Origin of the sequence: Frankia nepalensis (assembly GCF_016786325.1) — a bacterium.
Lineage (GTDB): Bacteria > Actinomycetota > Actinomycetes > Frankiales > Frankiaceae > Pseudofrankia > Pseudofrankia nepalensis.
In genome coordinates this window covers 25306-38189 of the sequence record NZ_JADWYU010000189.1, presented here as the reverse complement: position 1 = coordinate 38189, position 12884 = coordinate 25306, and the positions used below count along the sequence as shown (strand labels likewise).

Annotated in this window: 13 protein-coding genes; 1 reads left to right on the top strand and 12 read right to left on the bottom strand. The window is 73.4% G+C overall.

All coding sequences use genetic code 11. The annotated features are described in order from the left end of the window. Positions 1 to 51: 51 nt before the first annotated feature. The 11 genes from I6A81_RS28655 to hemW all read right to left on the bottom strand — a co-directional run bounded on the left by I6A81_RS28655 (position 52) and on the right by hemW (position 11509). A complete protein-coding gene (locus tag I6A81_RS28655) occupies positions 52 to 846 on the bottom strand; it encodes an isoprenyl transferase (RefSeq protein WP_203002770.1) in 795 nt (264 codons plus the stop codon). Between the two features lie 142 nt (positions 847 to 988). Beyond that, positions 989 to 1720: a DNA repair protein RecO gene (gene recO, locus I6A81_RS28650; protein ID WP_203002769.1), complete on the bottom strand. Its 732-nt coding sequence runs from the start codon at positions 1718 to 1720 to the stop codon at positions 989 to 991. A gap of 53 nt (positions 1721 to 1773) precedes the next feature. After that, on the bottom strand, positions 1774 to 2784 hold the full coding sequence (locus tag I6A81_RS28645; protein ID WP_203002768.1) for a GTPase Era: 1011 nt from the start codon (positions 2782 to 2784) through the stop codon (positions 1774 to 1776). An 85-nt stretch (positions 2785 to 2869) separates the two neighbouring features. Next, positions 2870 to 3295, bottom strand: a complete 426-nt coding sequence (locus I6A81_RS28640) for a cytidine deaminase (RefSeq protein ID WP_238429004.1) — start codon at positions 3293 to 3295, stop codon at positions 2870 to 2872. After that, positions 3249 to 4691, bottom strand: a complete 1443-nt coding sequence (locus I6A81_RS28635) for a hemolysin family protein (RefSeq protein ID WP_203002767.1) — start codon at positions 4689 to 4691, stop codon at positions 3249 to 3251. Before I6A81_RS28635 ends, I6A81_RS28640 begins: the two co-directional genes overlap by 47 nt. 30 nt (positions 4692 to 4721) lie before the next feature. Then, entirely contained in the window at positions 4722 to 5345 is a 624-nt protein-coding gene (gene ybeY, locus I6A81_RS28630; RefSeq protein ID WP_238428990.1) for an rRNA maturation RNase YbeY, read from the bottom strand. Between the two features lie 22 nt (positions 5346 to 5367). Beyond that, positions 5368 to 6420 carry a PhoH family protein gene (locus I6A81_RS28625; RefSeq protein ID WP_203002778.1) on the bottom strand — a complete coding sequence of 351 codons (1053 nt, stop codon included), beginning with the start codon at positions 6418 to 6420 and terminating at the stop codon, positions 5368 to 5370. A 513-nt stretch (positions 6421 to 6933) separates the two neighbouring features. Further along, positions 6934 to 7686, bottom strand: coding sequence for a 16S rRNA (uracil(1498)-N(3))-methyltransferase (locus I6A81_RS28620; RefSeq protein ID WP_203002766.1), 753 nt, complete (start codon positions 7684 to 7686; stop codon positions 6934 to 6936). A gap of 13 nt (positions 7687 to 7699) precedes the next feature. After that, positions 7700 to 8833 carry a molecular chaperone DnaJ gene (gene dnaJ, locus I6A81_RS28615; RefSeq protein WP_203002765.1) on the bottom strand — a complete coding sequence of 378 codons (1134 nt, stop codon included), beginning with the start codon at positions 8831 to 8833 and terminating at the stop codon, positions 7700 to 7702. A gap of 32 nt (positions 8834 to 8865) precedes the next feature. Then, positions 8866 to 9885: a heat-inducible transcriptional repressor HrcA gene (hrcA, locus tag I6A81_RS28610; protein ID WP_203002777.1), complete on the bottom strand. Its 1020-nt coding sequence runs from the start codon at positions 9883 to 9885 to the stop codon at positions 8866 to 8868. 397 nt (positions 9886 to 10282) lie between these two features. Next, positions 10283 to 11509, bottom strand: a complete 1227-nt coding sequence (hemW, locus tag I6A81_RS28605; protein ID WP_203002764.1) for a radical SAM family heme chaperone HemW — start codon at positions 11507 to 11509, stop codon at positions 10283 to 10285. Positions 11510 to 11849: 340 nt separating this feature from the next. On the opposite strand from hemW, the gene I6A81_RS28600 reads away from it, so the two are divergent. Continuing rightward, a complete protein-coding gene (locus I6A81_RS28600) occupies positions 11850 to 12068 on the top strand; it encodes a hypothetical protein (protein ID WP_203002781.1) in 219 nt (72 codons plus the stop codon). 217 nt (positions 12069 to 12285) lie between these two features. On the opposite strand, the gene rpsT is transcribed toward I6A81_RS28600, so the two are convergent. After that, positions 12286 to 12555 carry a 30S ribosomal protein S20 gene (rpsT, locus tag I6A81_RS28595; protein WP_203002763.1) on the bottom strand — a complete coding sequence of 90 codons (270 nt, stop codon included), beginning with the start codon at positions 12553 to 12555 and terminating at the stop codon, positions 12286 to 12288. Positions 12556 to 12884: the final 329 nt, after the last annotated feature.

The following is a 12884-nucleotide window of genomic DNA, read 5'->3' as shown; positions in this document are numbered from 1 at the left end:
TATGTTGGGGGGGGCCGCGTCATTTTTTTATACGACGACGGGGCGGCGGCGTCAGGCACTGGCGGCGACGCCGCCGTAGCGGCGGTCGCGGCGGGCGTAGTCCTCGCAGGCGGCCCACAGGTTGCGGCGGTCGAAGTCGGGCCAGAGGGTGTCGACGAACGCGAACTCGGCGTAGGCCGCCTGCCAGAGCAGGAAGTTCGACAGCCGCTGCTCGCCGGAGGTGCGGATGAGCAGGTCGACGTCGGGCATGTCCGGCTCGTCGAGGTAGCGGGCGACGGTGGTCTCGTCGATCTTGTCGGGCCGCAGCAGGCCGTCCTTGACGTCACGCGCGATCGCGGCGGCGGCGTCGGCGATCTCGGCCCGGCCCCCGTAGTTGATGCACATCGCCAGCGTGATCCGGTCGTTGTTCTTGGTGCGTTCCTCGGCCTTCTCCAGCCGCTTGATCACGCTGTTCCACAGCCGGGGGCGCCGGCCGGCCCAGCGGACCCGCACGCCGAGGGCGTCCATGTCGTCGATGCGCCGGCCGAACACGCCGTCGACGAAGCGCATCAGGAAGGCCACCTCGTCCGGCGAGCGCTTCCAGTTCTCCGTCGAGAAGGCGTACACCGACATCCACTTGACGCCGAGCTCGATCGCGCCCTCGACGCAGTCGAACAGCGCGTCCTCGCCCGCCTCGTGGCCCTTCGTCCGCGGCAGGCCGCGCTGCTTCGCCCACCGGCCGTTGCCGTCCATGACGATGGCGACGTGCTGGGGCACCAGCTGCGCCGGCAGCGCCGGCGGACGCGCCCCGGACGGATGCGGATGCGGGTCCCGACGCGGCCTGACCGCGCTGTCCTGCAGGCTCACCGGCAGTCCACCTCCCCGCTGGTCCGGCCCGGCGATGACGCGCATACCCACTCCCATGTTCGTGCCTGGTCCCTTGCCTTTCACATCCGGGGTCAGGTGCGCCGCGGCCGCCTCGCCACGGCCTTCGCGTCACCGCCCCGGGTCACGCTCGTTCGAGGTGAGGCAGGGCGCGTAGTCCTCGTTCCAGATGCCACTGCAGGTAAGCGGCGACGATCCCGGCCGCCTCCCGTCTGGTGCGGACGTCAGTAGCCTCCGCCCCCGGCCAGTCACCGCGCAGCAGATCGGCGAGCAGCCGTACGGCGGCGACCGAGGCGGTCGCCGCGCCGTGTGGTCGGCACCGCGGGCAGACTACGCCGCCGCCCGCCACCGACACAGTCGGATGCGGGCCTGGCTCCCCGCAACGGGCACAGTCGTCGAGTGCCATGCCGTAGCCGCTGACCGCGAGCGCGCGCAACAGGAAGGCGTCCATCACCAGCGGCGCGGGGTGCTCGTCGGACGCGAGCGTGCGCAGCCCGCCGACCAGCAGCAGGAACAGCCGCAGCGCGGGCTGGCGCTCCTCGCTGGTGAGCCGCTCGGCGGTCTCCAGCATGACCGCGGCGGCCGTGTGCCGGCCGTAGTCGACCGCGAGCGTCGCCCCGTAGGAGCCGAGCAGGTCGGCCTGGGTGACGATGTCCAGTGAGCGGCCCTGATGCAGCTGCAGGTCGACATACATCGCCGGCTCCAGCCGGGCGCCGAAGCGCGACGACATCCGGCGCACACCCTTCGCCACCGCCCGCACCCGCCCGTTTCGGCGAGTGAACAGAGTGACGATCCGATCCGCCTCGCCGAGCGGCATCGTGCGCAGCACGACACCCTCGTCGCGATAGACCGGCATTCTCCTATGGTCGCATGTTCGACACAGCGCGATCGAACAGAGGTAGGACCTGGTCAGAAGCCGAGGCGGCGCAGTTGCTTAGGGTCGCGCTGCCAGTCCTTGGCGACCTTGACGCGCAGGTCCAGGAAGACCGGAGTACCCAGGAGCGCCTCGATCTGGCCCCGGGCGCGGGTGCCGACGTCCTTGAGCCGGGAGCCGCCGGCGCCGATGACGATGGCCTTCTGGCTGGGGCGCTCGACGAACACGTTGACGTGGACGTCGAGCAACGGACGGTCCGCCGGCCGGTCCTCGCGGGGCAGCATCTCCTCGACGACGACGGCCAGCGAGTGCGGCAGCTCGTCGCGCACACCCTCCAGCGCCGCCTCGCGGACCAGCTCGGCGACCATCACCAGCTCCGGCTCGTCGGTGAGCTCGCCGTCCGGGTACAGCGGCGGCCCGGCCGGCAGCCGCGCGACCAGCAGGTCGGCGAGCACGTCGAGCTGGTAGGCCGCGCTGCCGCCGGGCGACCGTTCCCCCGGAGATCCGCTGGCGTGAATCCCTGGGGATCCCTGCGCCCGGGCCGGCCCGACCGCGCTGACGGGGACGATCTCGGCGAAGTCCCCGAGCGAGGCCAGCTCCAGCAGCCGGGCGCCAAGCCGGTCCGGGTCGGCCACCTTGTCGGCCTTGGTGAGAATGGCGATGACGGGCGTGCGCTTGGGCAGCCGGGACAGCTCCTGGGCGATGAACTGGTCGCCCCGGCCTACGGGCTCGTCCGCCGGTGCGCAGAAACCGACCACGTCGACCTCGGACAGCGTGGCCCGGACGACGTCGTTGAGCCGCTGGCCGAGCAGCGTGCGCGGCCGGTGCAGGCCAGGGGTGTCGACGAGGACGAGCTGGGCGTCTTCCCGGTGCACGATGCCGCGGATCGCGTGCCGGGTCGTCTGCGGCCGGCCGCTGGTGATCGCGACCTTGGTGCCGACCAGGGCGTTGGTCAGCGTCGACTTGCCGGCGTTGGGCCGGCCGACGAAGCAGGCGAAGCCGGAGCGGAACGACGGCTCGCCGGCCGGGTCGGGCCCGTCACTCACGGCCCGGCCGGCTGGCCCGGCCTGGCTGGCCCGTGTCTCGGCCGGTCTGCCCCGCCCGGTGGGGGCACGGGACTCGCCCGCCACGTCAGACCACCGCCCTGGTCCGGGCGACGCCGTCCGGGCCAGCGAGAAAGACCGGGACACCCGCGCCGAACTCGGCGAGCACCGCGAGGTCGTCGCCGGCCACCGCCGGGTTCTCCGAGACCACGGCGGCCGCCTCGAACCGGCGGGCGCCGCTCGCCGCGGCGGCGACGACGGCGGCGCGCAGCGCGCCGGTCGCCAGCTCCTGGCGGGCGTGCCCGACGGTGGCGGCGGCGTAGGTGCGCCCGTCTGTGTCGCGCACGGCGGCGCCCTCGGCCAGCTCGCCGCGCGGGGTGTAGGCCCGCAGCCGGGCGGAGCGGGCGAGCACGACCAGCTTCGCGTCCTCGGCGGCCAGTGGCTCGGTCACCGCGGCCGGCCCGCTCTCACCGGCGAGCGTGATCTGGCTGCCCTCGCTGCCCTCGCTGCCCATCGCGCTCGTCACCCTTCTCCTTGCCGGCATCCCCGCCGGCCTGTGTGCTCGCGTCCCTGCCCGGCTGTTCCCCCGCGGGGCCGGCCTTGCCGTCGTCGTCCCGGCCCGCGTCGGCGTGGTCGCCGCCCGCCGCCTGACGGTGCACCACGACGGTACCGATCTGGTTGCGCCGGCCGGCGGCTCGCTCCGCGGTGAGCGACAGCCCACCGACGGACGCGGTGGCCCCCGGGATCGGGACCCGGCCGAGCGCCCTGGCGAGCAGGCCGCCGACCGTCTCCACCTCGCCCACGCCCGGCAGGTCCTCCTCGTCCACCCCGAACAGCTTGGCGAGGTCCTCCACCTCGAGCCGGGCCGTGACCCGGGCGGTGTGGCCGTCGAGCCACTCGACCGGCGGGAGCGCGGTGTCGTACTCGTCGACGATCTCGCCGACGATCTCCTCCAGGATGTCCTCGATGGTGACGAGGCCCGCGGTGCCGCCGTACTCGTCGATGACGATCGCCATGTGGGTGCGCGACGCCTGCATCTCGCGCAGCAGGTCGTCGGCGGGCTTGCTCTCCGGCACCAGCGCCGGCGGGCGCATCGCCTCCTCGACCGGCGCGTCACCACCACCGTCACGCTCGCGGCCGACGAGGTCCTTGAGGAAGGCGATGCCGACGACGTCGTCGACGCTCTCCCCGATCACCGGGACGCGGGAGAATCCGCCGCGCAGCGCGAGCGAGATCGCCTGCTCGATGGACTTCGTGGCCTCGATGAAGACCATGTCCGGCCGGGGCACCATCACCTCGCGGACCAGGGTGTCGCCGAGTTCGAACACCGACGCGATCATGTCCCGTTCCGCCGGCTCGATGACGTCGTTCTCCTCGGCGAGGTCGACCAGGTCACGCAGCTCGGCCTCGGAGGCGAACGGGCCATCGCGGTAGCCCTTGCCCGGGGTGACGGCGTTGCCGAACGCGATCAGCAGCCGCGGCAGCGGGCCGAAGATCCGGGCGAGGAAGACGGTGAGCCCGGCGCCGGCGAGCGCGACGGTCGGCGCGTGCTGGCGCCCGAGGGTGCGGAACATGACCCCGACGAGCACGTAGGAGACGAGCGTCGCGAGCGCGGCGCCGAGGAACACGGCGCCGAAGCCGGTGCCATAGGCGCCCGCGGCGATGATCGTGACGCAGGCCGCCGCGACCATCTCGCCCATGATCCGCAACAGGAGCAGCAGCGCCAGGTAACGGCCCGGGTCGGCGACCACCTGCGCGAGCTTGCGCGAGCCCGGCCGCGCCTGGCGGACGAACTCCTCGACGCTGACCCGGGAGACCCTGGTCAGCGCGGCGTCGATCCCACCGAGCGCGGCCGCCGCGAGGGCGGCGGCGGCGGCCAGCAGGACGAGCGGAATATCCCCAGACCCCATCAGGAAGTCCTGGCTTTCCCTGGCCCGCGCTCAGCCGGCGCCGGGGCCGGCCGAGGCCGCGCCCGAACCGGTGGCGCCCGAACCGGTGGCATCCGAACCGGTGGCATCCGAACCGGTGGCGCCCGAGCCGGTGGCGCCCGAGGTGGCCGTCCCGGAGGAGGTGGCGGTGCCGGCCACGCCCGCGCCGACCGCGACCGCGGCCTCCCAGCGAACCAGCAGATCCTCCTGCAGGCGGAACATCTCGCGCTCCTCCGCCGGCTCCGCGTGGTCGTAGCCGAGCAGGTGCAGGATGCCGTGGGTGCACAGCAGGTGCAGTTCCCGCTGGGTGGGGTGGCCCGCGGCGAGCGCCTGGCGGCGGGCCACCTCCGGACAGAGCACGACGTCACCGAGCAGGGTCGTCGGGTCGGAGTCCGCCGTGTCGGCGTAGGTCGACTCGAAGGCCTCGTCCTGCTGGAAGGCCAGGACGTCGGTCGGGCCGTCCTCGCCCATGTAGCGGACGTGCAGGTCGGTCATGTCGGCGGCCTCGACGAGCATCACCGACAGCTCCGCCAGTGGATTGACCTTCATCGCGTCCAGCACGAACCGGGCGAGCCCGGCCAGCGCCACCTCGTCGACCTCGGCCTCGCCCGCCTCGTTGGCGATGAACACAGACATCCGGAGTCTCCTTACCGGCCCGTTACCGGCGATCCCGCCGGGCCGCCCTGGCCGGGCGGGGCGCGCCGGTCTCGGGCCCGGGCGTGCCCCCACCGGTGGCGGCGTCCCAGCGCGAGTAGGCGTCGACGATCTCGCTCACCAGCCGGTGGCGGACCACGTCGGTGCTGGTCAGGTTGGCGAAGTGGACGTCCTCGATGCCGTCGAGGATCTCCCGGACGACGCGCAGGCCGCTGCGGGTGCCCGACGGCAGGTCGACCTGCGTGATGTCACCGGTGACGACGATCTTCGCGCCGAAGCCGAGCCGGGTCAGGAACATCTTCATCTGTTCCGCCGAGGTGTTCTGCGCCTCGTCGAGGATGATGAAGGCATCGTTGAGCGTCCGGCCGCGCATGTAGGCCAGGGGGGCGACCTCGATGGTGCCGCTCTGGATCAGGCGGGGGATCGAGTCCGGGTCGACCATGTCGTGCAGCGCGTCGTAGAGCGGGCGCAGGTACGGGTCGATCTTCTCGAAGAGGGTTCCCGGGAGGAAGCCGAGCCGTTCCCCGGCCTCGACGGCCGGCCGGGTCAGGATGATCCGGTTGACCTTCTTGGCCTGCAGGTACTGCACGGCCTTGGCCATCGCCAGGTAGGTCTTGCCGGTTCCGGCGGGGCCGATGCCGAACACGATCGTGTGGTCGTCGATCGCGTCCACGTACCGCTTCTGGTTCAGCGTCTTCGGCCGGATGGTGCGGCCGCGGCTCGACAGGATGTTGAGGGTGAGCACCTCGGCGGGCCGCTCGTCGCCGCCGCCCCGCAGCATCGCCAGGGAGTGGTCGATGTGCTGGGAGGTCAGCACCGTGCCCGCGTCGAGCAGCGCGGACAGCTCGGTGAACAGCCGCACGGCGAGCGCGTTCTCGGCCGGCTCCCCGGTGATCGTGATCTCGTTGCCGCGGACGTGGATGTCGGAGTGCAGGGCCTGCTCGATGACGCGGAGCAGCTCGTCCTGGTGGCCGAGCAGGCTGACCATGCTGTGCGGGCCGGGGACCACGAAGCGGGTGACCTGCGGCGCGCTCGGGGAAGTAGCGGATTCGGGCATTGGAACGGCCACGCTGGGGCCGGGACACCTCTCGTCGGTATGTGGATCGTCGGTATGCGGGTCAGTGTGGTGGAACGACCATGCCGCGTGGCGGGACGTCTCGTCCAGCCGGTTTGCCGTACCGCGTGTCCCACCGGCGCCACCTGGCCTGTCCCCCTGCGCCCCCTCTCGGGAACCGGAAGCCCATCCCGGCGAGCACCCCCCTTCAGGAACCGGAAGCTCGCCCCCCGGCGAGCACCCCTTTCAGGGACCCAGGGCTCACACCCCGCCAGCCACCCCCCTTCGGGAGCTGGAGGGCCGCGCCCGCCAGACACCCCCCTTTCGGGGGATCCGGGGCTCACACCCCGGCAGCCACCCCCAGTTCGGGGGATGCGGAGGGCCGCCCCACCAACCACCCCCCGCTCAGGGGATGCGGGGGTCGCCCCACCAGCCACCCCCCGTTCGGGGGGTGCGGGGGGTCGCCCCCCCGCAGGCAACACAGCAACAAACGCGTACGTACCTGGGAACCCGAGTCTATCCGTCCCAGCGGCCGGTGGCGGCCAGCAGCACGGCCGCCGCCGCGACGCCGGCCGTCGAGGTGCGCAGCACGGTGGGGCCGAGCCGGACGACGGCGGCGCCGGCCTTCTCGAAGGCCGCGAGCTCGGATTCGGCGATCCCGCCCTCCGGGCCGACCACCAGCACGATGTCGCCCGCGGGCGGCCACGGCGCGTGCCGGCCCGCGAGGCCGGCGAGCGGCCTGGTGGCGTCCTCGTGCAGCACCAGCGCGAGGCCGGCCGCGGCCAGCCGGTCGCCGACGGCCGCCGTGCTCGCGAGCGGGGCGACGCCGGGCCAGCGTGCCCGGCGGGCCTGCTTGGCCGCCTCGGTGGCGGTCGCCGCCCAGCGGGCGGCCGAGCGGGCGCCGCGCTCCCCCTCCCAGCGGACCACCGACCGGGACGCCGCCCAGGGAACGATCTCGTCGACGCCGACCTCGGTGAGCATCTCGACGGCCAGGTCGCCGCGGTCCCCCTTCGCCAGCGCCTGGACGACGACGACCCGTGGCGCCGGCGCCGGCACGGACACCCGCTCCAGCACCTGGCAGTCCAGCTCGTCGCGCCGCGCCGCCGCGACCTCGCAGCGCAGCACCTCGCCCGCCCCGTCGGTGACGTCGAGCCGCTCCCCCGCCCGCAGCCGCCGCACCGTCGCCGCGTGCCGCCCCTCGGGCCCACCGAGCGTGAACACGTCGGCGGCGGGCAGCGGCGCCAGCTGGAAGACCGGCGCCGTCGTCACGCGTGCCTGGTTCTCACCGTCGGCGGCCGCCGCGGCGGCGGTTGAACAGGCCCGTCGCCGTGGTGGTGGCGCTGACGACCGTGGGCTGCTCCTCGCCGCGCAGCCGGGCGAGCTCGCGCAGCAGGTTCTCCTGCTCGGTGTCGAGCTTCGTCGGCGTCTCCACCGAGACGTGGATGAGCAGGTGACCGCGGCCGACGGCGCGCAGGTGCGGCACCCCCCGACCGGTCAGCCGGATCACCTCGCCGGGCTGGGTGCCCGGCTTCACGGTGATCGTCTCGGTGCCGTCCAGCGTCTCCAGCGAGGCGGTCGTGCCCAGCGCCGCGGCGGTCATCGGCAGCCGCAGGTCGCAGTGCAGGTCGTCGCCCTCCCGGGTGAAGATCGGGTGCGCCCGTTCGGAGACCTCGACGTACAGGTCGCCCGCCGGGCCGCCGCCGGGGCCGACCTCGCCCTCGCCGGACAGCCGGATGCGCATCCCGTCCTCGACCCCAGCCGGGATCTTGACGGTCAGCGTCCGGCGCTTGCGCACCCGGCCGTCGCCGGCGCACTCCCGGCAGGGGTGCTCGATGACCGTGCCCGTCCCGGCGCAGCGCGCGCAGGGCCGCGAGGTCACCATCTGGCCGAGGAACGACCGGGTGACCTGCTGGATCTCGCCGCGGCCGCCACAGGTCTGGCAGGTGGTCGGCGCGGTGCCGGGGGCGGCGCCGGAGCCGGTGCAGACCCCGCAGACGACGGCGGTGTCCACCGTGATGTCGCGGTTGGCCCCGAAGGCGGTCTCGGCGAGGTCGAGCTCGAGGCGCAGCAGCGCGTCGTTGCCCCGGCGGACCCGGGAGCGCGGGCCGCGGCTCGCGCCGCCGCCGAAGAACGCGTCCATGATGTCGCCGAGGCCGCCGAAACCGGCGCCGAACGGCGAGCCGCCGCCACCGCCACCGGGGGCGAGCGGGTCGCCCCCGAGGTCGACGATCTGGCGCTTCTCCGGGTCGGAGAGCACCTCGTAGGCCGCGGTCACGGTCTTGAACCGCTGCTGGGCCTCCGGGTCAGGGTTGACATCGGGATGCAGCTCCCGGGCGAGCTTGCGGTACGCCCGCTTGATCTCATCCCCGGTCGCCTCGCGGCCGACGCCCAGCACCGCGTAGTAGTCCACTGCCATTTAGAAGTCCACCGCTAGAAGTCCACTACCCCTCAGTCGGCGCCCAGGAGTTCGCCCACGTAGTTGGCCACGGCCCAGACGGCCGACATCGTTCCGGGGTAGTCCATCCGCTTGGGACCGACCACCCCCATGCCGCCCAGGGCGGCGTTGCCCCGGCCATAGCTGGTCGCGATGACGGCCGTGGAACGCAGAGCGTCGACGTCCGTCTCGCGACCGATGCGCACCGTAACGGTACCTGGCTCACGCGCCCAGCCGATGAGCTTGAGCAGCACCACCTGCTCCTCGAGCGCCTCCAGGATCATCCGCAGCGAGTCGGAGAAGTCGAGGGCCGAGCGGGTGAGGTTCGCGGTCCCGGCGAGCGCGATCCGCTCCTCGTGCCGCTCGACCAGCGTCTCGATCAGGACGGTGGCCAGCGCCGTGAGCTGCGGCCGCAGTCCGGGGCTCGCCCCCTCCGGGAGCGTGGCGGCCTCCGCGGCCGCGTCCGCGAGCCGGCGCCCGCCGAGCGCCCGGTTGAGCACGGCGCGCAGTTCGGCGACGACGTCCTCCTCCAGAGGCTCGGCGACGTCGACGATCCGTTGCTCGACCCGGGCGGTGTCCGTGATCAGCACGATCAGCAGCCGGCCGGGGCTGATCTGGACGACCTCGATGTGGCGGACCCGGCTGGAGGTCAGCGAGGGGTACTGGACGACCGCGACCTGGCGGGTCAGCTGGGCGAGCAGACGGACCGACCGGAGCACGACGTCGTCGAGGTCGACCGCGCCCTCGAGGAAGTTCTGGATGGCCCGCCGCTCGGCCCGCGACAGCGGCTTGACACCGGACAGCCGGTCGACGAACAGGCGGTAGCCCTTGTCCGTCGGGATGCGGCCCGCGCTGGTGTGCGGCTGGGTGATGTATCCCTCGTCCTCCAGCGCGGCCATGTCGTTGCGAACCGTCGCCGGTGACACGCCGAGCGCGTGCCGTTCGGCGAGCGCCTTCGAACCAACCGGCTCGTTGCTGAGCACGAAGTCCTCGACGATCGCCCGCAGCACCTCCAGCCGGCGTTCCTCCAGCACGTCACGCACCCCCTCGGTGACCACAGGACCGGGGCCTACCGGGCCACCGGGACCTACCCGGCGGTTGGCCGGGCCGGCGCGGCCGTGACGTCCCGAGCCCGGGATCATCGGCGTGCCTCCCGTCCCGACAGCGTCATCCAGCCCAGACCCGGGCCGGCGGGACCGTCAGCGACCAGCCATGCCCCGAGAACCCGCGTCCCGCTCGCCCTGGTTCTTCGCATATGCCATGGTGCGCGCATTCGGGCCCGCGGGTGGCGAGATCGATCTGTTCTGGCACTCCCCCACCTGGAGTGCCAAGTCTAACGTGCGGGGGCCGGTCGGGTCAGCCATCCTTGCCCAGCGGTCGCCGCTCATCCCGCGGTCACCCGCGAGCGGGGCACGCGGCGGCCCGTGGCGTTCAGAGATCCGACAGGAGCGCCCGGACGACCGTGTCCGTCAGCAGGCGCCCGTCCCGGGTCAGCCGGACCCGGCCGTCGGCGAGCCCCTCCGGGGCCACCAGACCCGAGCCGACCAGCTCGTCGAGGGCGGCCGCGCCCGCCGGAGTCAGCTCCGCCAGCGGCAGGCCCTCGGCGAGACGGACGCCGAGCATCACCCGCTCCAGCTGGCGTTCCCTGGGGTCGAGGACCTCGCGGGCCCGGGCGGGGCTCTGGCCGGCACGCAGCCGGTCGCCGTACTCCGACGGGTGGCGCACGTTCCACCAGCGCACCCCGCCGACGTGGCTGTGCGCGCCAGGGCCGACGCCCCACCAGCCGCCGCCCCGCCAGTAGCCCAGGTTGTGACGGCACCAGGCACTGGGGCCGGTGGCCCAGTTGCTGACCTCGTAGGCGGACAGCCCGGCGGCGGTGAGCGTCTCGTCGGCCTGGAGGTATCGGTCGGCGAGCAGGTCGTCGTCCGGCTCCAGCAGCTCGCCGCGGCGGACCCGGCGGGCGAGCTTCGTGCCGTCCTCGACGGTGAGCGCGTAGGCGCTGACGTGGTCGGGAGCGAGCTCGAGCGCGCCCTCGAGGCTTGCCGCCCAGTCGCGGTCCGACTCTCCCGGCGCGCCGTAGATCAGGTCGACGCTCACCTGGTCGAATCCGGCCTTGCGGGCCCAGCAGACGACGTCGGGCAGCCGGCCGGGGGTGTGCCGCCGGTCGAGCGCGGCCAGCACGTGCGGCCGGGCGCTCTGCATGCCGAACGAGACGCGGGTGAAGCCCGCGGCGCGCAGCTGCTCCAGCGAAGCCGCGTCCACGGACTCCGGGTTGGCCTCGGTGGTGACCTCGGCGCCGGGGCGCAGGCCGAACGTCTCGTCGACGGCGGCGAGGAGGGCGGCGAGATCCGCGGGAGGCAGCAGCGTGGGGGTCCCGCCGCCGAAGAACACCGTGTCCACGGGCGGGGCCCCGGGTCCGAGCACCCGGGCGGCCAGCCGGATCTCCTCGATGGCGGTCGCGGCGTAGGTGGCCGCGCTCGTCCCGCCGCCGAGCTCCGACGCGGTGTAGGTGTTGAAGTCGCAGTAGCCGCACCGGCTCGCGCAGTACGGCACGTGGATGTAGACCCCTAACGGGCGTAGGGGAAGCTCGGCGAGCGCCGTGGCCGGCAGTCCGCCGTCGGCCGGCGCGGGCAGGCCCTCGGGTGGCTTGGAGGACATGCCTCCAGTGTGCTCCCCGGCATGGGCCGCCCGGCGGCGACGATCCGCGCGGCAGGCGCATTTCCGCCGATTTCGCGGTGACGTCGGGCCCGGAGCCCACCGCCGGCCTCGCCCGCCGAACGGCTGTCGGGGCGAACGCGCCGGTAGCGGGCACCATCGGCGCGTGGCCGGCCCGCGCGGGCCGGCCACGTGACCACCCCGGCCGTTTCGCCCTCCGCGCGCGGGATTCGACGGAACCCTCGGGACGCCTCGGGGTGTTTACCTAGTGTTGAGGTCAAATGCGGCAACGCTGGGCGTGTCGCCGTGGCTTTGTGGTCGTCCACCCGGAAAAATCCGGCATATGGACGACGACGTCATGGACCTCCGCGCGGAGACCGATCCGCAGTTTGACGCGGGACTACTGGCGGAGGGCCTGGCGCTGCTGCCGCCACGGACGACCGAGTATCGCTCCGGCGACATCCGCTACCCCTGGGCCGAGGAGCCGGCCACCCTGCCCATCCCGGTCCCGCTGGCCCCGCCAGCCGCTCCCTCGGCGTTCGTTCCGGTCGGCGAGCTCTAGGGCGCCGCCGGCCAGGACGCCGCCGGCCGGCGGCGTCGCGCGCACGGGCGGCCGTCCGGGCGACGCATCCGCCGGGAGAACGCGAAATACGCGGACCGAGGGACCCTCGGCTAGGAGGGTCCCTCGGTCCGCGTACAGCCCTCTCGGGCTTTCCCGATCGCGGGCATGATGAAAGCCGGGACGCGTCCGCGTCCCGGCTTTCGTCAGTTTCCGTGGTTCAGGAGCTGGTAAGGCTCGCGTGCCGCTTGGCCATGGCCGACTTCTTGTTGGCGGCCTGGTTGGCGTGGATGACACCCTTGCTGACGGCCTTGTCCAGCTTCTGGGACGCGACCTTCAGCGAGGCGGTGGCGGTCTCGACGTCACCGGCGTCGGCGGCCTCCCGGAAGCGGCGCACCACCGTCTTCAGCTCGGACTTCACGGCCTTGTTGCGCAGCCGGGCCTGCTCGTTGGTGCGAATGCGCTTGATCTGCGACTTGATGTTGGCCACGCGGGGAAACCTCGTCGTCGAGTTGGGGCTAGCTCATCGGTCTGGGTGCCACATCCTGGTTGCCATGACTATAGGTGCCACGCCTGTGGGCGGCGGACACTCGTAGACCGGGTACCGCGGGTCGTCACGCGGTGGGACCCGATGCAGCGGCGTCAACCTTACTACGCGACCGGCCGCCGGATGCCGCGGGAGGTCACCGGCCCGCACACCAGCCCGCCGCCCGGTGACCGGCTGGCCTCTCGACGGGCGGGTGAGCGAGTGCTCCCGGCGGATCCTGGCACGATGGAGGAGAGCCCGCCCCACGCGGGTGGACCACCGTCCGGCGCCAC

Excerpts from the sequence above, each read along its gene's own strand:
- recO (WP_203002769.1), bottom strand. The coding sequence starts at position 1,720 with ATGCCGGTCTATCGCGACGAGGGTGTCGTGCTGCGCACGATGCCGCTC.
- dnaJ (WP_203002765.1), bottom strand. The coding sequence starts at position 8,833 with ATGGCAGTGGACTACTACGCGGTGCTGGGCGTCGGCCGCGAGGCGACC.
- hemW (WP_203002764.1), bottom strand. The coding sequence starts at position 11,509 with ATGTCCTCCAAGCCACCCGAGGGCCTGCCCGCGCCGGCCGACGGCGGA.
- ybeY (WP_238428990.1), bottom strand. The coding sequence starts at position 5,345 with ATGTCTGTGTTCATCGCCAACGAGGCGGGCGAGGCCGAGGTCGACGAG.
- I6A81_RS28625 (WP_203002778.1), bottom strand. The coding sequence starts at position 6,420 with ATGCCCGAATCCGCTACTTCCCCGAGCGCGCCGCAGGTCACCCGCTTC.
- I6A81_RS28600 (WP_203002781.1), top strand. The coding sequence starts at position 11,850 with ATGGACGACGACGTCATGGACCTCCGCGCGGAGACCGATCCGCAGTTT.
- I6A81_RS28640 (WP_238429004.1), bottom strand. The coding sequence starts at position 3,295 with ATGGGCAGCGAGGGCAGCGAGGGCAGCCAGATCACGCTCGCCGGTGAG.
- I6A81_RS28635 (WP_203002767.1), bottom strand. The coding sequence starts at position 4,691 with ATGGGGTCTGGGGATATTCCGCTCGTCCTGCTGGCCGCCGCCGCCGCC.